This window comes from Streptosporangium carneum, assembly GCF_027922005.1.
Lineage (GTDB): Bacteria > Actinomycetota > Actinomycetes > Streptosporangiales > Streptosporangiaceae > Streptosporangium > Streptosporangium carneum.
Window position 1 is genome coordinate 635,627 of the sequence record NZ_BSEV01000001.1, and the last position, 17,938, is coordinate 653,564.

Annotated in this window: 20 protein-coding genes and 1 tRNA gene; 9 read left to right on the forward strand and 12 right to left on the reverse strand. The window is 67.7% G+C overall.

The window, feature by feature from the left end; genetic code table 11:
* Window positions 1–11: 11 nt before the first annotated feature.
* The 4 genes from PKF00_RS03030 to PKF00_RS03045 all read right to left on the reverse strand — a co-directional run bounded on the left by PKF00_RS03030 (window position 12) and on the right by PKF00_RS03045 (window position 4,059).
* A complete protein-coding gene (locus PKF00_RS03030) occupies window positions 12–830 on the reverse strand; it encodes a TIGR03943 family putative permease subunit (RefSeq protein ID WP_271215767.1) in 819 nt (272 codons plus the stop codon).
* A gap of 5 nt (window positions 831–835) precedes the next feature.
* Window positions 836–1,867, reverse strand: coding sequence for a permease (locus PKF00_RS03035; RefSeq protein WP_271215768.1), 1,032 nt, complete (start codon window positions 1,865–1,867; stop codon window positions 836–838).
* Window positions 1,868–2,184: 317 nt separating this feature from the next.
* Window positions 2,185–3,048 carry an NUDIX hydrolase gene (locus PKF00_RS03040; RefSeq protein ID WP_271215769.1) on the reverse strand — a complete coding sequence of 288 codons (864 nt, stop codon included), beginning with the start codon at window positions 3,046–3,048 and terminating at the stop codon, window positions 2,185–2,187.
* Between the two features lie 216 nt (window positions 3,049–3,264).
* Window positions 3,265–4,059, reverse strand: coding sequence for a M15 family metallopeptidase (locus tag PKF00_RS03045; RefSeq protein ID WP_271215770.1), 795 nt, complete (start codon window positions 4,057–4,059; stop codon window positions 3,265–3,267).
* A 438-nt stretch (window positions 4,060–4,497) separates the two neighbouring features.
* Here PKF00_RS03045 and PKF00_RS03050 point away from each other — a divergent pair, with 438 nt between their 5' ends.
* Window positions 4,498–5,670, forward strand: a complete 1,173-nt coding sequence (locus tag PKF00_RS03050) for a DUF8462 domain-containing protein (RefSeq protein WP_425582172.1) — start codon at window positions 4,498–4,500, stop codon at window positions 5,668–5,670.
* Window positions 5,671–5,784: 114 nt separating this feature from the next.
* On the opposite strand, the gene PKF00_RS03055 is transcribed toward PKF00_RS03050, so the two are convergent.
* Together PKF00_RS03055 and PKF00_RS03060 are read right to left on the reverse strand one after the other, a co-directional pair.
* A complete protein-coding gene (locus tag PKF00_RS03055) occupies window positions 5,785–6,630 on the reverse strand; it encodes a MauE/DoxX family redox-associated membrane protein (protein ID WP_271215772.1) in 846 nt (281 codons plus the stop codon).
* Between the two features lie 5 nt (window positions 6,631–6,635).
* Complete coding sequence (locus PKF00_RS03060; protein ID WP_271215773.1) at window positions 6,636–7,622, reverse strand: hypothetical protein; 987 nt, start codon at window positions 7,620–7,622, stop codon at window positions 6,636–6,638.
* Window positions 7,623–7,920: 298 nt separating this feature from the next.
* Between PKF00_RS03060 and PKF00_RS03065 the strand changes: the two genes are divergently transcribed.
* Window positions 7,921–8,466: a SigE family RNA polymerase sigma factor gene (locus PKF00_RS03065; RefSeq protein ID WP_271215774.1), complete on the forward strand. Its 546-nt coding sequence runs from the start codon at window positions 7,921–7,923 to the stop codon at window positions 8,464–8,466.
* Window positions 8,467–8,680: 214 nt separating this feature from the next.
* On the opposite strand, the gene PKF00_RS03070 is transcribed toward PKF00_RS03065, so the two are convergent.
* A complete protein-coding gene (locus tag PKF00_RS03070) occupies window positions 8,681–9,160 on the reverse strand; it encodes a MarR family winged helix-turn-helix transcriptional regulator (RefSeq protein ID WP_271215775.1) in 480 nt (159 codons plus the stop codon).
* A gap of 101 nt (window positions 9,161–9,261) precedes the next feature.
* Here PKF00_RS03070 and PKF00_RS03075 point away from each other — a divergent pair, with 101 nt between their 5' ends.
* Both PKF00_RS03075 and PKF00_RS03080 read left to right on the forward strand, forming a co-directional pair.
* A complete protein-coding gene (locus tag PKF00_RS03075; RefSeq protein ID WP_271215776.1) occupies window positions 9,262–9,822 on the forward strand; it encodes a YceI family protein in 561 nt (186 codons plus the stop codon).
* Window positions 9,823–10,088: 266 nt separating this feature from the next.
* Window positions 10,089–10,178: transfer RNA gene (locus PKF00_RS03080), tRNA-Ser, on the forward strand.
* Here PKF00_RS03080 and PKF00_RS03085 read toward each other — a convergent pair.
* On the reverse strand, window positions 10,160–10,636 hold the full coding sequence (locus tag PKF00_RS03085) for a tyrosine-type recombinase/integrase (protein ID WP_271215777.1): 477 nt from the start codon (window positions 10,634–10,636) through the stop codon (window positions 10,160–10,162). The two genes, PKF00_RS03080 and PKF00_RS03085, sit on opposite strands and share 19 nt — an antisense overlap.
* Window positions 10,637–10,668: 32 nt before the next feature.
* Window positions 10,669–11,322, reverse strand: a complete 654-nt coding sequence (locus PKF00_RS03090) for a class I SAM-dependent DNA methyltransferase (protein ID WP_271215778.1) — start codon at window positions 11,320–11,322, stop codon at window positions 10,669–10,671.
* Between the two features lie 305 nt (window positions 11,323–11,627).
* On the opposite strand from PKF00_RS03090, the gene PKF00_RS03095 reads away from it, so the two are divergent.
* Window positions 11,628–11,987 carry a sensor histidine kinase gene (locus tag PKF00_RS03095; protein ID WP_271215779.1) on the forward strand — a complete coding sequence of 120 codons (360 nt, stop codon included), beginning with the start codon at window positions 11,628–11,630 and terminating at the stop codon, window positions 11,985–11,987.
* Between the two features lie 126 nt (window positions 11,988–12,113).
* Here PKF00_RS03095 and PKF00_RS03100 read toward each other — a convergent pair whose 3' ends face one another.
* A complete protein-coding gene (locus tag PKF00_RS03100) occupies window positions 12,114–12,452 on the reverse strand; it encodes an alpha-amylase inhibitor (RefSeq protein ID WP_271215780.1) in 339 nt (112 codons plus the stop codon).
* Between the two features lie 251 nt (window positions 12,453–12,703).
* Here PKF00_RS03100 and PKF00_RS03105 point away from each other — a divergent pair, with 251 nt between their 5' ends.
* The 4 genes from PKF00_RS03105 (at window position 12,704) to PKF00_RS03120 (ending at window position 15,428) form a co-directional block, all read left to right on the forward strand.
* Window positions 12,704–13,108: a hypothetical protein gene (locus PKF00_RS03105; protein WP_271215781.1), complete on the forward strand. Its 405-nt coding sequence runs from the start codon at window positions 12,704–12,706 to the stop codon at window positions 13,106–13,108.
* Window positions 13,063–13,866 carry an RDD family protein gene (locus tag PKF00_RS03110; protein WP_425582180.1) on the forward strand — a complete coding sequence of 268 codons (804 nt, stop codon included), beginning with the start codon at window positions 13,063–13,065 and terminating at the stop codon, window positions 13,864–13,866. Before PKF00_RS03105 ends, PKF00_RS03110 begins: the two co-directional genes overlap by 46 nt.
* Window positions 13,867–14,087: 221 nt before the next feature.
* Window positions 14,088–14,633: a PadR family transcriptional regulator gene (locus tag PKF00_RS03115; protein WP_271215783.1), complete on the forward strand. Its 546-nt coding sequence runs from the start codon at window positions 14,088–14,090 to the stop codon at window positions 14,631–14,633.
* Window positions 14,634–14,879: 246 nt separating this feature from the next.
* Window positions 14,880–15,428: a hemerythrin domain-containing protein gene (locus PKF00_RS03120; RefSeq protein ID WP_271215784.1), complete on the forward strand. Its 549-nt coding sequence runs from the start codon at window positions 14,880–14,882 to the stop codon at window positions 15,426–15,428.
* Window positions 15,429–15,538: 110 nt separating this feature from the next.
* On the opposite strand, the gene PKF00_RS03125 is transcribed toward PKF00_RS03120, so the two are convergent.
* Together PKF00_RS03125 and PKF00_RS03130 are read right to left on the reverse strand one after the other, a co-directional pair.
* Entirely contained in the window at window positions 15,539–16,102 is a 564-nt protein-coding gene (locus PKF00_RS03125) for a GNAT family N-acetyltransferase (RefSeq protein WP_271215785.1), read from the reverse strand.
* A 154-nt stretch (window positions 16,103–16,256) separates the two neighbouring features.
* Entirely contained in the window at window positions 16,257–17,462 is a 1,206-nt protein-coding gene (locus tag PKF00_RS03130) for an MFS transporter (protein WP_309298366.1), read from the reverse strand.
* Window positions 17,463–17,938 lie beyond the last annotated feature (476 nt).

Consider the following 17,938-nt stretch of genomic DNA (forward strand, 5'->3'; position numbering starts at 1 on the left):
GCCCGCGGGGCCTACTCGTACGGCTCGGCCGGCGCGTCGACCCTCGCCAGGTCCGTGCCGGCCAGCTCCGGATAGACGACCCCGTTGGGCATTTCGCCGAACGTCTGGGGGATCCAGGTCCCGACGACCTCCACCCAGGCGTTCTCGGGCGGCGCCTGCAGCCCTTTGACCGCGACCTTCAGCGGGAAGGCGTCCGCGGCGCAGCAGGCGATCTGCATGCGGGTGACGTACCACTGGCCTTTCCTCTTCGAGGGGACGACGAAGCCGGTCAGCCTGACCTCGCGGCCGGTGAGGGACCTTTCGCCGTCGTCCCACGCCCGGCCGATGAACTCGCCGATCGGCATGTCCACCGGCCCCTTTCCGGTCAGCGGGGTGAAGGAGCTGAGAGCCTGGCCGCGGGGCGGCGGAGTGTCGGACCTGGCCGCGGCGAACGAGCCGAGCGCGGGCGGGGCGACAAGGAAGATCGCGAAAACCGGCAGGAACATCAGCCACGCGACCCGCGGTCCACGGGAGTGGTCGTGCCCGTGCCCTCCGTGGTCCCCGTGGTCCCCGTGCCCCTCGTGTTCCTCGTGCCCCTCGTGGTCCCCGGGCCCTCCGTGGTCCCTGTGCCCTCCGTGGTCCCCGTGATCTCGGGGCTCCTCCTGTCCGGAGGAGCCCCTCGACCTGAAGGCCTGGAGCAGTCCGGCGAGGCCCAGGACCACCAGCACCGCCCCCGCGGCGATCAGGAACGGCCTGAAACCGGGCTTCACATAGTTCAGGTACGTCGAGGAGAACGCCGAGATCCGCAGCACGGCGCAGCCCAACATGGTCAGCAGGAGGTTCTGGGTCACACGGTTCACAGCAGGGACCACCCGAAGACGATGCTCACCAGGACGGCGAGCGCGAAGGTCAGTGGAACGAACCTGACCGCGAACGCCCTGCCGAACGTGCCCGCCTGAAGCGCGATCAGCTTCAGGTCGACCATCGGCCCGACCACCAGGAAGGCCAGTTTCGCGGTCGGCGAGAACGCGGTCATCGAGGCCGCCACGAACGCGTCGGCCTCGGAGCAGATCGACAGCAGCACGGCCAGCAGGGCCATCACCAGCACGGACAGCCACGGCACATCGGCCACCGCCGTCAACCACTCCCTGGGAACGGCGACGTTGAGCGTGGCGGCGGCCAGGCCGCCGACGATGAGGAATCCGCCCGCGTGCAACAGGTCGTGGCGCATCGCCTCGCCGAAACGCGTCCACTTCCGGCCGTCCCCGTGCGGGCGGGCGGGCACACGCAGCCACTCACTCCGGCCGAACCGCAGCCAGAGCCAGCCGACCAGCACCGCGACGAGCAGCGACGCCCCGAACCTGGCGACCGCCATCATCGGCTGTCCGGGGAAGGCGACGGCCGTCGCGACCAGCACGACGGGGTTGATCGCCGGTGAGGCGAGCAGGAAGGCCAGCGCGGCGGCCGGAGTCACCCCGCGCGCCATCAGGCCGGACGCCACGGGCACCGACGCGCACTCGCACCCGGGCAGCACCGCGCCCGCGACCCCCGCGACGGGCACGGCGACGGCCGGGTTCCTGGGCAGGGCCCTGCTCCAGAACGACGCCGGGACGAACGCGGTGATCGCGGCGGACAGCGCCACCCCGAAGACCAGGAACGGCAGCGCCTGCACGCAGATGGCGACGAAGACCGTGGCCCACGTCTGGAGCGCGGGCGCCGTCAGGCGGGACGCGAGCGTGAACCGGCCCACGACCAGCAGGACGACGACGAGCGCGAACCCCCACGGCAACGCGCGTCCCGGCGAGGCACGCCGTCCCCACGAGTCGGGAGGAACAGCCTCGTCCTGGTCGTCCCAGGCGCTCCGCGAGTCGGTCCGCAGCTCGAACATGATCCATATCGTGGCAGATTCCAGTCGTGTTCCACGCGGAACATTCGAAGCCTGGTCGTTCGGGGCGGCGCAGCCCGGACCGGTGCCGTCCGGGCGGGCCGCCCGCTCACCGCCAGGGCGTCACCACCCCCAGCCGGGACGTCACCACCCCCAGCCGGGGCGTCGCCCCTCACCGCCGGGACGTCACCACCCCCAGCCGGGACGTCGTCCGCATCGCCGGGGCGTCGCCCCTCACCGCCGGGGCGTCATCCACACACCGCCGGACGTCATCCGCATCGCCGGGGCGTCACCCGCTCACCGCCGGGGGCGTCACCCGCTCACAGCTGGGCCAGCAGCCACCGGGGGCCGATCACGTCGGCCCCCAGAGCGGTGACCCGCTCCCGCAGCCCCCGGTCCGCGGTGACGACCAGGACGCGCTCCCACGCAGCGGCATCCCGTACGGCCCGCACGACGGCGTCGTCGCCGCTCCCCGGGGCCGAGACCAGCGAGACGCCGGGAACGGCGGCGACGTCGCGGGCGGCGCCCTCGACCACCACGGTGAAGCGGGGGAACCACCGGGCCATCGCGAGCGTCTCGTCGGGGAGCGTGCGCACACCGCCCGCGCTGAGCGCGCCGACCTCGGAGATCAGCTTGGCGGTCGCTCCGGCGCGGTCCTTCCACCAGCCGTGCTCGGCGCGGGCGCCGACGATGTTCGCGGCGTCGAGGACGACCAGCCGGGGACCGAGCGCCGGCCTGATCGCCGGCCAAGACTCGGCGAAGCCGGGATGCAGCTTCCTGTCCGAGATCTCGCCAGGGGTGAGCCAGCGCAGGTCGGCGCTCTCGCTGTTGGCCGGGACCGCCTCCAGCAGCGCGGAGGCCTCGGCGATCACCGTCTGGAAGGACCAGCCGCCGTGGTCGTCGACGTAGACGCCCTGGACCCGCAGGCCCTCGCCGTCCAGGGCGGCCTCCTCGCGGGCCTCGCGGAACGCGCCCGCGACGGCGTCCTCGTGGCTGTCCAGAGCGCCTCCCGGCAGCCCCCAGGTGCCGCCGTGATGGCTCCACATGGAGCGTTTCTGCATCAGCACACGGGGTGTCCCCGAGGTGTCGTGGTGGACGGCGAGCAGCCCGGACGCCCCGTGCACTCCCCAGTGCTGATGCCCACGGTCACACAGGGCCCATCCGTCTCCGTCCTTGGCCACCATGGGACCAATCATGCACCAGCGGCCCTCGCCCTCCGGGAGAGGACCGTTCGGAGACGAACGGTCCTCTTGCCCTCGTCGTGTTCGGGAACGTTCGCGGCGCCGGTACGGCGAGCGGCGGCGACGGCCTGTTCGGCGCCGGTGAGCGGCGTGCCGTCCGACGAAGGTCTCCGGGCGCCGCGTCGGAGGTCCCCAGGAGGAGGCCGGGGGCGTCGCGGCTCAGTTGCCGCCCTCGCTGAAGTGCTGGTAGTCCTTGATCCCCGTCCAGTAGCCGCCCCACTCCCAGCCTTCCCGCTTGAACGCCAGGACCACCCGGTCGCCGGGGTTGATCACTCCGGGCGCGTCCACCGGGCGTTTGGCGAACTTGCGGGCGTTCTTGTGGGCCACGGTGCCGTTCGAGGACAGGTAGGGGTTCTCGCGGGGATTGAGGTCCACGGCCCTGCCGTACGCGTGCTGGGACCAGTTGCTCGACCCGGTCGCCGGGCGGCAGTTGAACGCCGAGGTGTTGTCGGCGTCGATGGAGTCGAAGTCGTCGCCCTTGTAGGCGTCGACGAGTTCCATCTTGTAGATGGGCCAGCGCCAGCCGTACAGGCGGCCGAAGACCGTGACGATGGCGTCGGTGGCGTCCTTGTTCACGACCATCCGCCCGGTGTGCGGCTTGTCGTCGAATCCCCAGTAGGTCATCGTGATCAGCCGCAGGTTCTCCAGGGGGACGGGGCAGCCGGGCCGCCAGGAGTATCTGACCTGGTCGCGGGTGACCTTGGACACCTTGGCCGAGAACTTCGGCGGTCCTGTGCGGGTCGGGGCGGGGGAGGCGGAGGTCGGCTCCGGCGACGGCGTCGGTGAGGACGCCGGTGAGGACGCCGAGGAGGGCTGGGCGGGCGGCGTGCCCTGGGGCGTCTGCGCCTGCCGGCCTGGCTGGGGGGCGGCGGCCGTGCCGCACGCCGTCGCGAGGCAGCCGACGGCCACCGCGAGCGTCGCCTGGATGCGTATCACGAATCGAGAGCTTCTCACCTGTCGTCACCCCGCACCGGATAAATAGGACAAGCCTTCATTGTAGTTGTCCGGCTACGCGAAGTGATAAAGGCGGCGATCGCCTCGCCGCTGTCCGTGTCGTCCTGCCTGGGACTCAAGCGGCGCTGTCTTGCACCTTTCACCCTGGTTTCGGGTGAGGCGGCGCGTGCGCCGACGTTCTTTGGCTGAGCTTTTCTTCGAAAATCTCGTCCCTGTGTTCGAAGTGGCGCTACAGTCGACGACATCGGATCGAACACGGGTTCGGGCGACGTCTGTCCAGGTGAGGGGTGTGTCATGGCGATGCTCGCGACGTTGCCGACGACCTGCGCCCCGATCCCGCGGGCTCCCGCACGGCGCCGCGCGACACGCCGTAGCGCTTTCTACGGAAATCTACGTCGGCCGCTATATCCCGTCATAAAGTCCGAGAGCGTGGACCCCGTGCGCAATCCTTACGCCCCCGGCGCGGGGCAGCGCCCCCCAGAGCTCGCCGGGCGCGACCGTGAGCTACAGCAGTTCGAGATCGTCCTGGAACGGGTGGCCCGTGGCCGTCCCGAGCGCAGCATGGTCGTCACCGGGCTTCGCGGCGTCGGCAAGACCGTCCTGCTGAACACCTTCAAGTCCATGGCCATGCAGCGGCTGTGGGGCACCGGCAAGATCGAGGCCAGACCCGACCAGTCGATCCGGCGTCCGGTGGCCGCCGCGCTGCACCTGGCCGTCCGCGAGCTGGCCCCCAGGCACCGCGCGCCCGAGCGCATCGAGGAGTTCCTCGGGGTGCTCAAGGCGTTCGCGATGCGCGACCCCAGCGCGGCCAAGGGCACCTCGCACTGGTCGCCCGGGATCGACGTGCCCGCGAGCAGGGGGCGTGCCGACTCCGGCGACCTGGAGATCGACCTCACCGAGCTGTTCGTCGACGCCGCCGCGGTCGCCACCGACCTCGGCGTCGGCATCGCCCTGTTCATCGACGAGATGCAGGACGTGCAGACGCCGGACGTCTCCGCGCTCTGCGCGGCCTGCCACGAGCTGTCCCAGAGCGGCGGACCGCTGATCGTGGTCGGGGCGGGCCTGCCGCACCTGCCCAGCGTGCTGTCGGCCAGCAAGAGCTACTCCGAGCGGCTGTTCCGCTACGCCAGGATCGACCGGCTCGACCGTGAGGCGGCCGATCTGGCGCTCATCGCTCCGGCCGAGAGCGAGGGGGTGGAGTTCACCCAGGAGGCCCTCGACGCGCTCTACGAGGCGGCCGACGGCTACCCCTACTTCGTCCAGGCCTATGGCAAGGTCGCCTGGGACCTGGCGTTGCGCAGCCCGATCACCGCCGACGACATCAGGGTCTCCGCCCCCGAGGCCGAGGAGGAGCTGGCGGTCGGGTTCTTCGGCAGCCGCTACGAGCGGGCGACCCCTGCCGAGCGCGACTACATGCACGCGATGGCCTCCATCGGCGATGAGCCGGTGGCGACCGCCGACGTGGCCGAAGGCCTTGGCCGCAAGCCGTCCAGCCTCTCCCCGGCCCGTGACAGCCTCATCAAGAAGGGCCTGATCTACAGCGCCGAGCGCGGGCTGATCGCGTTCACCGTGCCTCATTTCGGAAAGTTTCTGCGTTCTCAGCCCGCCTGAACATATGTTCGATATACTGTGGCAAGGCCCTAGGCCTCTATACGGCTCTCTAGTGGGGAAGCTAGAGAGCCGTATAGATCTGAATCGTGCCTGCCTAAAAAGATCTAGGTGTTTCTAGCGCCCAGCCGATACAGGCATAGATTCCGGCAGAGGAGCCACCTCGACGGGCTGGCCGTCGAAGCCGACCGTCGCCACACGCACAGCCGGATGCCGCCCGCTCAGATAGACCGCGAAGACCACGTCCACCGGGTCGCCCGACCGGCTCCGCCCCTCGTAGACGAAGAACCGCCAGCAGAGCTCCCGCCAGCTGTCCACGGGGTCGGTGCTCGACAACAGCTTCTCGTGCGCGCGCCAGGCCGTGCTCGTCCGCAGGCGGTTGAGCGCGGGCGCAGGGTCGAGCGGGCGTTGCTCACACGGCGCGCGATAGCGGAGCCGGGCGACGGTCTCCTCGATCTCCGGCGACAGCGCGGCGAGCACCAGCAACCCCGCTGCGGCGGCCAGCGCCTGCGGCCAGGTCATGCCGCTCAGCAACGACCAGCCGGGAACCGGCGGAGTCCAGATGAGTCCCGCGGCCATGGCGGTCAGCACCATCGTGCGTCCCAGCGAACGCAGCCCCACCGGCACCGCGCTGACCTCGCCGAAACAGCCACAGCCCACGTCGGGACGGCGTCGCCGTAGCTCCCACAGCACATAGGTGGAGACGGCGAAGAACGCGGCCGTGCCCCAGCGGAACACAGGATGGCCCGTCAGCACCAGGCCCGCCAGCAGGGCCGCCTCCCCGGCCGCGCAGCCGAGCATGGCGGGCGCGCGCCAGCGATCGGGAACCAGCACCGCGGGCCCGAGCCTGCTCAGGGCGCCCGGCTCGGTCTCTCCTCTGGCCGTCCACACCTTGGACAGCGCACCAGCCGCCAGGAGCGCGCCCAGCACCGGGAGCTGCGCGGCGGCGATCATCGTCAGCATCTGTGTCACCCCAATCCGACCCGGGCGTTGAAGCACCCCTTGGTCAGGTCTCCGCCGAGCTCCACGAAGGAGACCGGCGACAGCTCCACGATCCGGCCGCGCGGAGAGGTGCCGCACTCCAGGCAGCGGTCGCAGAACCGGCCCGCCATGCAGCCGCACGCCACAATGGGCAGCACCGAGGTCCGCCCGGTGCACACGTTGCGCACGCTGAGCGCCGAGCCCAGCGCGAGATAGGGCAGCGCCGTACAGGACACGCCCGCGTCCTGGCAGTCGCTGTCGGCACGTTCCAACATGGGGTACGCCACCCCCTGCTCACCCCAGTCGAAGGCGTCCGACCAGGTCGCGGTTCCGGAGATCCGCGACTGCAGGCCGCTGTAGCCGGGAGGCGGTTTCGGCACGGCCGTCCAGCGGTAGGGCGGCTGAGAGGTGGCGGGCAGACGGGCATGGGCCACGCCGCCCTCACGGACCCCGATGGCGTCGAAAAGGTAACCCGCCTCGAACTTCGGGTGCCTGACCCGCAGTCGCCCCGAGGCGCCGTAGGGGATGACGATCGTGCGTCTTCCCCCGTGGGGCCCGCAGTACAACTCCACGGTGAGGTCCTTGCGCTGGGTGCCGATGGACTGGATCACGCCGGTTATCCGGGTGATGTCCGCCCAGATCCGGTCCGCGACCCGGCCGTTCCGCAGTGCTCTGATGATCACATGGGCGCCGACCGGCAGGTCGGCGGGAGAGACGGTCTCACCCCGCCAGGCGGTGGCCCACGGCGCGATGACGAGCCGTTCCTCCCTGCCCTCCGGGGTGTCGACGATGATCAGATGCGGACTGACGTCCAGGATCTCGCCGATGACCGGGCGCAGCGGCTCGCCCTCGCCCTCGTCGGGAGCGGACTCGGAACCGGTCCCCGGCTCGAGCTCGGCTCCGGGTTCCGTGAGGGGTCTGCCAAGCGCGGCCGCGGCCAGCACGCGGCGGCGGTCGGCGCTGCGGTACGGCATCGTCACTCCCCAGGTTTCGCAAAGGTCTCCCCGTCAGCGTCACATGCTTGCGAGGGTCTCGCCGTTCGCTTCCGCCAATAATTCCGGCAGGTAGCCGACGAGGTATCAAAATTCCCATCCCTGGTGGAACGCGTTGCCTCCCGTTCTAGGGCAAACCAGTACCCGAGAGCACCTGGGGCCTCAGTGGCAGGACTGGGGTGTTCTTTGCCGTTGACGGGATGAAATATAGGTTCTGGTTCAGCCGGATTAGGGGGTCAGGCTGCGATTCTGGCCACGAGACGCACCTGACCACGGGCTGGTGATCGCGGTGACCGGCGGGACCCACGAGGAGTTCCGCGAGTACGTCGTTGCTCGCGGTCCCGCGCTGCTGCGCGCCGCCTACCAGCTCACCGGGCATCCGAACGACGCCGAGGACCTGCTGCAGGCCGCCCTGTTCAAGACCTATCTCGCCTGGGACCGCATCCAGGACCACACCGCTCTGGACGCCTACGTGCGCCGGGCGATGGTCAACATCAACATCTCCTGGTGGCGGCGGCGCAAGCTGGAGGAGTATCCGTCCGAGGAGATTCCCGAACCGGTTCTCGCCGGTGGTCCCGGCCATCTGCCCGAGCAGGTGGAACAGGCCCTCGACCGGTTGCCCAACCGGATGCGGACCGCCGTCGTGCTGCGCTACTACGAGGACATGACCGAACCGGAGATAGCCAAGGCGCTGGGCATCAGCGTGGGAACGGTCAAGAGCACCGTCTCCAGGGCGATGGCCAGGCTCAGGGGTGACCTCACCGTCCCCGCGCAGCGCCGGCTGGAGTCGCAGTCGTGGTCCCGGCAGCCTGCCGACCTGAGATAGCCGTGGTCCCGACGGCCGGTCGACGTGGGGTCGTCATGGTCTCGGCAGTCTGCCGACCAGGGATCGCCGTGGTCCCGACGGCGGCCGGTCGACCTGAGACGGCCGTGGTCCCGGCGGCCGGCTGACGTGGGTTCGTCCGCCCGAGGCCGTCGCCGCGGCGTCGCCGTCCCCGCGGCGGAGGTGGGTCCGCCGTCGTCCGGGGTGAGGGGCGACGTCACTCGACGAAGGCGTCCTCGGCTCCCGCCGTCGCGCACGGCCGTACGGCGTCGCGGATCGTTCTGAGGGCGTCCAGGAAGGCGCTGAGCTGCTCGGGTGAGAGCAGGCCCGTGAACCACTCGTCGATGTCCGCCAGATGCTGGGGGAGCACCGTGCTGAGCCGTTCGGTGCCCGCCTCGGTGATGGCGGCGTAGGAGGCCCTGCGGTCGGTGGCGCACGCCTGCCTCACCACCAGGCCGTCGCGCTCGAGCCGGTCGACCACGCGGGTCACTCCGCTGGTGGACAGGCTGGTCTGCGCGGCGAGGTCGCTCATTCGCAGGCGTCTGCCGGGGGAACGCGCCAGCCGTATCAGGGTTTCGAAGTCGATGTCCGAAAGGCCCGCGGCGGCGAAGGACAGGTGCGTCTTCGCCATGAGGCCGCCGAAGGCCTCGGCCAGCAAGCCCATCGCCGTAAGCCGGGAGTCGTCAAAGGGGATCACAACCACACTGTATCCGACGATAGTTGACGAGAGGAATATTCCTCGTGTAGAAATATGTTGACGCAAACATCCGCACAGCAAGCACCCCTTCGGGAGTAGACATGACCACTCGGACCTGGGAAGACCTTCAGCTCCCCACCCCCGGCACCTTCAACCTCGACGCCGCCCACACCCGGATCGGCTTCGTCGTCAAGCACATGATGGTGAGCAAGGTCCGCGGTCACTTCGACCAGTTCTCCGGCAGCGTCACCGTGGCGGAGAACCCGCTGGAGTCGTCCGCCGAGCTGTCCATCAAGACGGAGAGCATCAGCACCGGTGTCGCCGACCGTGACGGCCACCTGCGCAGCGACGACTTCCTCGCCACGGAGAAGTTCCCCGAGATCACCTTCCGCAGCACCCGCGTGGTCGGCCACTCCGGCGACGAGTTCACCGTGGTCGGCGACCTCACCATCCGTGACGTCACCAAGCAGGTCGAGCTCACCGTCGAGTACGGCGGCGCCGGCACCAACCCCTGGGGCCAGAACGTGTGGGGCTTCTCCATCACGACCGAGATCGACCGCGAGGAGTTCGGCCTGACCTGGAACCAGGCCCTGGAGACCGGCGGCGTCCTGGTCGGCAAGAAGATCAAGATCGAGATCGAGGGCGAGGCCAACCCCGCCTGATCCTCGCGATCCACAGGGGCCTCCCTCCCTCGCGGAAGGGGGCCCTTCGCTGTGTCCACAGAGCGGGACCCGTGATCTCACACAGCAAGAATCCCCAGCCCGACCCCGCCGGTCATCTGGGAAAACCCACCCTCGTCCACAGGTGTGCACGAAGTTATCCACAGGGGTGGATAACTTCTCTCGCCCCTCCGAAGGCGACGCGATCCATAACCGCTTTGCCGCCTCGCCTGATGGCCGGTACTCTGTGCTGAGCCACACGGCAACCAGGAGGCTTCGCCTAGTCAGGTCTATGGCGCCGCACTGCTAATGCGGTTTGGGTTTACCGCCCATCCGGGGTTCAAATCCCCGAGCCTCCGCAGATGAAAGGCCCCCTCTCGAAAATCGAGAGGGGGCCTTTTTGATCTCCGAACCCTGTCAGGGTTGCAGCTCGGGTTGCGGTTGCCGCTCGGCCTTCACCCGTCGCCCCGGAGAGCGGTCCCCATGCGCGTGCTCGCGTCCTGCACGAGAGCACCGGCCACATGGTGTACCGCTCGGTTGTGGTCACCCGCGCGTGGCCGAGGATCTCCTGCACGACACGGATGTGCACACCCTGTTCCACAAGGAGCGTCCCGGCCGTGTGCCGGGCGTCGTGAAGCCTGGCGTCACGGACACCGGCCCGCTTGAGGAGCGCCTTCCACGCCTTGTAGTCCTCGCTGCGTTCCATCGGCCTGCCGTGCCGGGTGGCGAAGACGAGGTCGTGTTCCTCCCACAGATGCCCGGCTCTGGCCCGCTCGGCTGCCTGTGCTTCGCGGTGAGCCCGAAGCAGGGGCAGCAACTCGGGAGGGCACTGGAGGGTGAGCTTGCCCCTTACGACGATCCATGCTTGCGAGCCAGGAGGCAGACATGTTGCCGCTTCTGCCCCTCGCCTGGCTCTTCGAGTAGTCGGGCGGTGACGACCAACCCGGCCTCGGCGAGCAACTCGGTGATGCGGTCGGGCGGCCGTAGATAGGAACCGATCGACACCGGGTGGCCGTATGCGTGCTGGAGATGCCGATGCTCGTCGCCGACGTGGGTTCCCAGCAACAGGTGGCCGCCTGGTGCAAGCGTCCGATGAAACTCGGCGAACACCGTCGGCAACTGCTCCGCTGGGATGTGATGGGTCGAGTACCAGGCGATGACCCCGCCCAACTCGCCGTCCTTGAGATCCAGCGCGGTCATCGAACCCACCTCGAACCGTAGACCCGAGTATCTCCGCCGAGCCACCTCGACCATCTTGGGCGACAGATCGATGCCGAACACCGGCACTCCCAGTGCGTTCAGGTGCGCCGCCACATGGCCGGGCCCGCACCCGATGTCGGCGACCGGCCCCTGCCCGGCGGCTTGTACGAGCTCGGCGAACGCGGCCAACATCGCGCGTGTCAGTGGCATTGACGTGAGCGCGTCTCCGACGAGCTCTGCATAGTCGACGGCGACGGTGTCGTAAGACTCGCGAGTAGCCGCCAGGTAGGGGGGTTCGACCATGCCGATCACCGTAGCCGTCACCAAGCGCGCGAGGACCGATGTGATCAGTACTGAGGCACTCTGTCTTCAATGGGGCACGGATGCCGCTACCACCCTCACGATCGCCTGAGGGTGGCTGATCACCCCACGGGGCGGGGCGATCGACGGTCCGAGGCTTCGTTCCTCAGCTCCGGCCCACTGGACAGCGTGGCTGGTCGCGGTTCATCCTGACGGCATGGCGGAGACGCCGAGGACTGCCGATCAAAGTGGATCGTGCAAGCCCTCTGACCTGCATTGAACCGTCCCGAACGACCCCAGGCGATCTTTTGGGCAGCGGCCACGTTCACACCGATCCGGCGCTGCTGGCGGGCGTCGTCGGCGAGCCGCCGCACAACACGGACGTTCACGGCGCCGAACCGGTGACCATGCACGCGGCCGGCACCTCGGCGTGGGTGGTGATTGAAGCCACCGATTCCGGCCGGGGGATCGAGCCCGAGGATATGGCCCATATTTTCGAGCCGTTGTTCAGGGCCGCCCCCTCACGCGTGGACGGCGGCGGTTTCGGTCTCGGCCTGCCGATCGCTCAGGCGCAGGCGGCTTTGCTGGGTGGCGGCATCAACGTCATGTCCACGCCCGGTGCCGGAACCTCGTTCGCCGTCTACTTCCCGCGTTTCACCCGTTTGTGAGCCCAGGCCGGTGAAAGAGCTGTGGAGCGCCTCGCACCGCATCATCCACGGCGCGAAACGCCCCACACTTTCCTGTCCTAAGCGGCTAAAAGCCCACTTGTCCGCTCAGGTCGTCAGTTTTGCTTTTCAGCAACTCTCGAGCCTGTTGAATGAGCCGAATGACTCATGGCTGGTGCCGTTGCCCGGTGCGATGTCGAGACACACCGAGTCGGGCCCCCAGTCCCAGATCGCGTAGACGCTGACCCAGTAGGAGCAATGGTTGACGATGCCCACGCCCTCGAACGGGCCTTCAACCCAGTACGGCTGTGCCTTGACGCAGGAGGGTACCGCCAGGGCGGACGAGGCGGCTTGAGGCCCGGTCGCTTGCGTATCGTCGAGTACGCGGGCCGAGGCGGGGGCGGCGAACAGCCCGATGGCGGAGACCGCGGCGAGGCTGGCGACTAGCGTCTTCATTGCATTCTTCATAAATTATCTCCTTTGCTTGGAGTGCTGATATTGCACACCGAAAGAAGGGCTGGATGGATGGGCCTTTTTCAGTAGAGCATGGCAAAAGTGCTAGATCAAGACGCAAAGGCAAGTACATGCTTAATTACACAGAGTGCTCTTTTGTGGGATAAATAGCATCGATCATCCATAACGTCAAGAGGTGTCTTTGAATGAATTGAACATATAGGGTCGGGGTTCGTCTGAACGCGCATTTCGGCTTAAGGTTAATTTTGGATGCTCAGAAATACCCGAATACGCAGCACTGTTTTCGCAAGCGTGTTGTCGGCGGCGGCCCTCGTGGCCACGTCCTTCACGCTCGCTTCACCGGCCTGTACAACACGCGATGGCGAGCGGACGTAGGAACCCGACACAAGTCCGAGGCGCGAGAGCGCGTCAAGCGTTTCGTCCAGGACCCGAGGTTCGCACGCGGCTCGTGTGCGGACTTCGGCCTGGTCGTCACGAAAGAGAACTGGGTTATCTTCGACTTCGACCACAAATCACCTGAGATGAAGGCACACAACGTCTCCGAGGTCTGCAAGACCGAGTCGATGGAGATTGCCGAGATCAAGGTCTCCAAGTGTGGCGTGCGATGCGCGAACTGCCATCGGTTGTGGACGTATCGAGAACGGCACTGAGGCGCCACACGCGACGTCGTCCAGGTTGGCCGTCCAACTCTGTTCCAGGAGGTGACCATGCCCCCTCGCCGCGTCGGCTCGCCGCAGCACCTGAACCGCCCACGCGGAAGCGTGCGCCGGACCTGCGCGACGCCGTACACGCGGCCGTCAAGTCGATGGACTGGCTGACCGCCTCTGACCAGGTGATGCGGGCGCTGTCGCTGCGGCAGGCTGAGGAGATCGAGAAGGTGATCGACCGGGCCGAGGAACCGGCGGAGCTGCGCCGGGACCTACCCGGGGACAAAGGCGCGCTGCGGCGGCTGCGGGCTCTGGAGTCGATGTGCGAGGTGACCAAGACCGTCGGCTGGCTCGGCCCGCAGCTTCAGGGCGTGCTGTGTGACCTCGGCGGAACCCCGGCGGCCCGCAGGGCGATGGCAGCGCTTTCGCTGGACGACGCAGATCCCGAACGGTTACTCGCCCTGTTCGTTGTGTTTCTGTACTTCTGGGTGCAGCACAGTCTGTGGGGACAGACGCCAGGCAAGCGTCTGCTGCGCATCCGCCTCATCTCCACGCGGACGACAGTACGGCCGACGGCGGGAAGGACAGCCCTGCGCGCGCTGATCTTCCCGCTCCTGGTCTTCGTGCCGGTCGCTGGGCCGATCGCTCTCATCGTGGACGGGGTGTGGGCGCTTCTCGACCCTGAAGGCCGGACGCTTCACGACCGGTGGGCGAACACCGACGTCACACGGAAGGTGTCGAAGGTCCAAGCCCAGATGTAGCGGAACCGACAGCCGGCCTCCAGCGGAGGACCCCACCTTGACCCGGCCCTACCCCGCTTCCCTGTGGGCAGGGCGACGGCAGACGAAGCCGTACGGCGATCGGCAGTGTCCGGACGGCGGCCGCCTCTCACTCGATGACGTGAACCAGGCTCTTGTCCATGAACGCATACTCTTGCAAGACTAGTCGTGTGTCGTCGATACGTGTCTTCATCCTTGGTGCGTTGTCCGAGCGCGGTCCGATGCACGGCCATCAGCTGCGACTCCTGGCCGAGGAGGAGCACCTCGACCTGTGGACCGACATCACCGTCGGCGGGCTCTACGGGGCGATCAAGCGCCTCGCGGCGGAAGAACTGATCGAGGAGGTGCGGACAGAGCAGGTCGGCTCATACCCGCAACGCAAGATCTGGCGGATCACCGACGCCGGCTCTCAGACGTTGTCGTCGCTCCGGCTGAGCGGGTTGCGCGAGATCGTGCTGAAGCCCGACCCGTTCGACCTCGTCCTCACCCGGCTCGATCCGGACCATCTCGATGACCTGCCCCTTGTCATCGGCGCTCGGATCACGTCGCTGGAGGCGATGCTCACCGAGTACGAGGCGCATACGCGGGCGATCGCCCGCTATCTGACCCTGGCGGAATCCCTCGCCATGGAGCACCGCGTCGTCCGACTGCGCGCGGAGATCGCCTGGCATGAGCGGCTGGCGTCGCAGTTGCACAAGCTGATCATTGACGAGAGGGCTCGGAGGGACTCGCATGACCCAACGGGGTGAAGTACGGCCGACGGCGCGTTCCCCCTTGTTCGCACGGCCGTCCTGTTGAGGGCGCGTCCATGGCGCTGCCGGTCCCCGCAGGACGCGTCGGTGGTCGGTGCGGGTACAAGCCGGTCTTCCTCGCCGGGCTGATCCTGTCGCCCAGGCGAAGTAGCGGCGAACCGGGCCCAGTGCTGGAAACGCCGGACCGGCAGGAATCCTTCACGGCTCATCAACGCGGCAGACCCCGTAGGAGGAAGAACTCATATGTCACGTGACCGCGTCTTCGCCTGGCACCTCGAGCTGCGAAGCGTTCATCGCCGCCTGGAGAAGGCTCTGGAGGACGCTCGAAGGGCGATCCGTTCCGGACAGCGCACCCAGGCTCTCAATCCCGAGCTCCGCAGCTTCTGCTACACCTTCTGCTCCGTGCTGGGGAACCATCACCGCAGCGAGGACGCCGACTTCTTCCCGGCCCTGCTGAAGCAGATGCCGGAGCTGGAGCCCGTGATCACACGCCTGGGCCGCGAGCACCAGGTCCTCGCGCAGCTCCTCGCCGACTTCCAGCAGAGCCTGGACTCCCCGGAAACACCGCCGCAGCAGCTTTTCCTGCAGATCAACAACATCAAGGCCTTCATGAAGGCCCATTTCGCCTATGAGGAAGGCTCCCTGAACCGGGCGCTTCGTGCGCTCGACGCCTCAGAGAGCGAAAAAGGCCGGATGTTCGGCGACTTCTCATCGGCTGAGAGCGTTTCGGGAGGACGCCAGGACGAACCGGCATGGTGGAGGAAATGGAATGGTTCTGCGTCGAAGGGGTAGCGGGCCTGCCGAAAACGCGTCCACGCGGTTCAAGCCGCAGCGCGCCGCGTTACCCGGTCCTCCGCCGCCCGCCGTTCCGCAGGCCGTGTCGCTTCACCGAACGCGGCTGATCACAGGACGAGATCACGATGCCACCAGTACAGGGTGATGTCATGGCCCTTGCGTTTAAAGGTGACCGGTTCGTCGTCGGCCAGGTGAAAGCCGGTAGCCCGCGCCACCGCGACGCTTGCTGCGTTCTCTGGATCAATCCGTAGGATCAGGCCGCGCATCCCGAGTGAGGTGCGTGCGTAGTCGGCCATCAACTCGACAGCACGAGCCGCCAGCCGTTCTCTCCGGTGCCGAGCGCCGATCGCGTAAGCGAGTTGGGCCACGCCGCTCTCACTGGCCGTGCGGAAGAGCAGAACCTCCCCTTGTGCTTCGCCGCCATCCCTGGTGATCGCGAGTTGTACGCCGCGATCGGCGGCACGCGCTTCACGCGACTGAGACAGATACTCCTGAGCGGCGTCGAAGTCGAAGGGCGAACGCAGCGGAGTCCAGCGAGCGACCTGCGGTTCATCGAAAAGGGCAGACATGACAGGAAGGTCCTCATCGGTCCACTCACGCAGGTGAATCCCGAGGCCCGACAGTTGAATGTGGAGAGGGAACCGGCCTTTGGTGCCGTCCAGCGCCGTCATGGAGTCGATTCTGCTGGAGAACGCATCTTGTGATCAAGATACTGGAGACTTCCCGGCTGGCGAGGAAGGGCCGTGACCCGTACGGCTCTCACTTTCCGATCACGTCGTCAAGGACAGGCGGCGGGGGTGATCGACCCCGTTCGGGCTGTCGTCATCAGGTCTCGTCGCGCTCGCGGAATGTCAAGTAGCAGGCCAGCGCACCCGCCGCGAGCACGGGCGCTCCCACCAGGATCGGCGCTGTCAGCCCCCAAGCAGCCGCGATGAATCCACCGGCGAGGGCACCCAGGGGCGCCGCGCCCATCACGACGGTCATCGAGACACTGCTGATTCGGCCGAGCAGCTCAGGCGGAGTGAGCCGTTGGCGAAGTGTCCGGGCCGCGACCGCCCACACCCCGAACGCGCCGCTCGTGGCCGCCAGCCCGACGACCACGACAGGAACCGACGTGCTGAGCCCGAGCATCAGCTGTCCCGCCGCGGCGCACATGAGACAGCTCGTCAGCGTCGCCGTGGATCCGATCAAGCGCGTGATGCGCGCGGCGAGGTAGCCGCCGACCAGGCCGCCCACGGCGCCCACACCCAGCAACCCGCCGTAGGCCCACGCGGGCAGTCCGAGAACCTTGTCGACGTAGAGCACGAAAATGGGGAACCAGACGCTGTCCATCAACGCGAACAGACCGCCCAGGACGACAAGGGCACGCGCGCGCCGATGGTGCGCCAGCCACCGCAGACCCGCTCGCGTGTCAGCCCATATCCGACTCCTGCGAGCGGGGGACACGGCTTTCTTCGCGAACACGTTCGGCAGACTGAAGATCAGGGCCGCCACCAACGCCAGCGCACTGCCGTTGACCGCGAATGGAAGCACCATCGCGACACCGAACAGGTATCCGCCCAGCGGTGGCCCCACCAGCTCGTTGCCCGCGACTTCGGCGTTGACCAGGCCGCCGTTGGCCCGATCGAGGTCGGCGTCACTGACCAGAGGGGGAAGGAGCGTGGCCGTCGCCGTATCACGCAGAGTTTCTCCGACACCGCACGCGAACGCCACTGCGTACACCAGGAAAATACTGGCGACACCAAAAGAAAGCGCGACTACGAGAAGCCCCAGCAACAGCACACGTGCCGCATCGACGAGAACCGTCAGGCGACGCTGATCATAACGATCGACGACGGCGCCCGCGAACAGGCCGAATATCAACCACGGGCTCTGGCCGGCAACGGCCACGCCGGCCACCACGACCGGGTCTGAACTCATGACAGCCGCCAGCAACGGCAAAGCCGCCATCCGAATCCCGTCACCGAGATTGGACAACGCCGTCGCCAACCACAGACGGTGATACGCCGGTCCTAAAGACATCGAAACCATGGCCGCCCTCCGGCCCGTGATTATTTCAACGACTCATCTGATTGCCAAGCCGTTGACGCGTTTCCGTATGAGCCTTCGGTGTGCTGACACAGAGAGGCGTTTGCCGCACGCAGTGTGAGACCTGTGCGCCGTGAGCCTGGCCGCACAGCGAAAAAGGCAGTCGAAAGTGCAGCCAAGAGTGCGCTCAAGAGGACGGGCGACAGCGGACGTCCCCGGACGTCGCTCCCGCAGGTGAGATTCTCAGACCTCGACGAATCGGCTTCTCTTAATCCGCCGACTTTGGCTGTTCTTGTTCGGGGACGAGACCGAAGCCGTTGTCGACGAGCGCCGTGATCGCGGCTTCCATGCGGTCGCGTGTGACCCGGTCGATCACGACGAGGTCGGGCTTTCTGAAGAAGGCGGCACCACGCGCCAGTTCGTCGGTGGTACCCGGCCGTCGGCCTCCGCACCGGGCCGCACCGCCGCTCGCTTTCCGC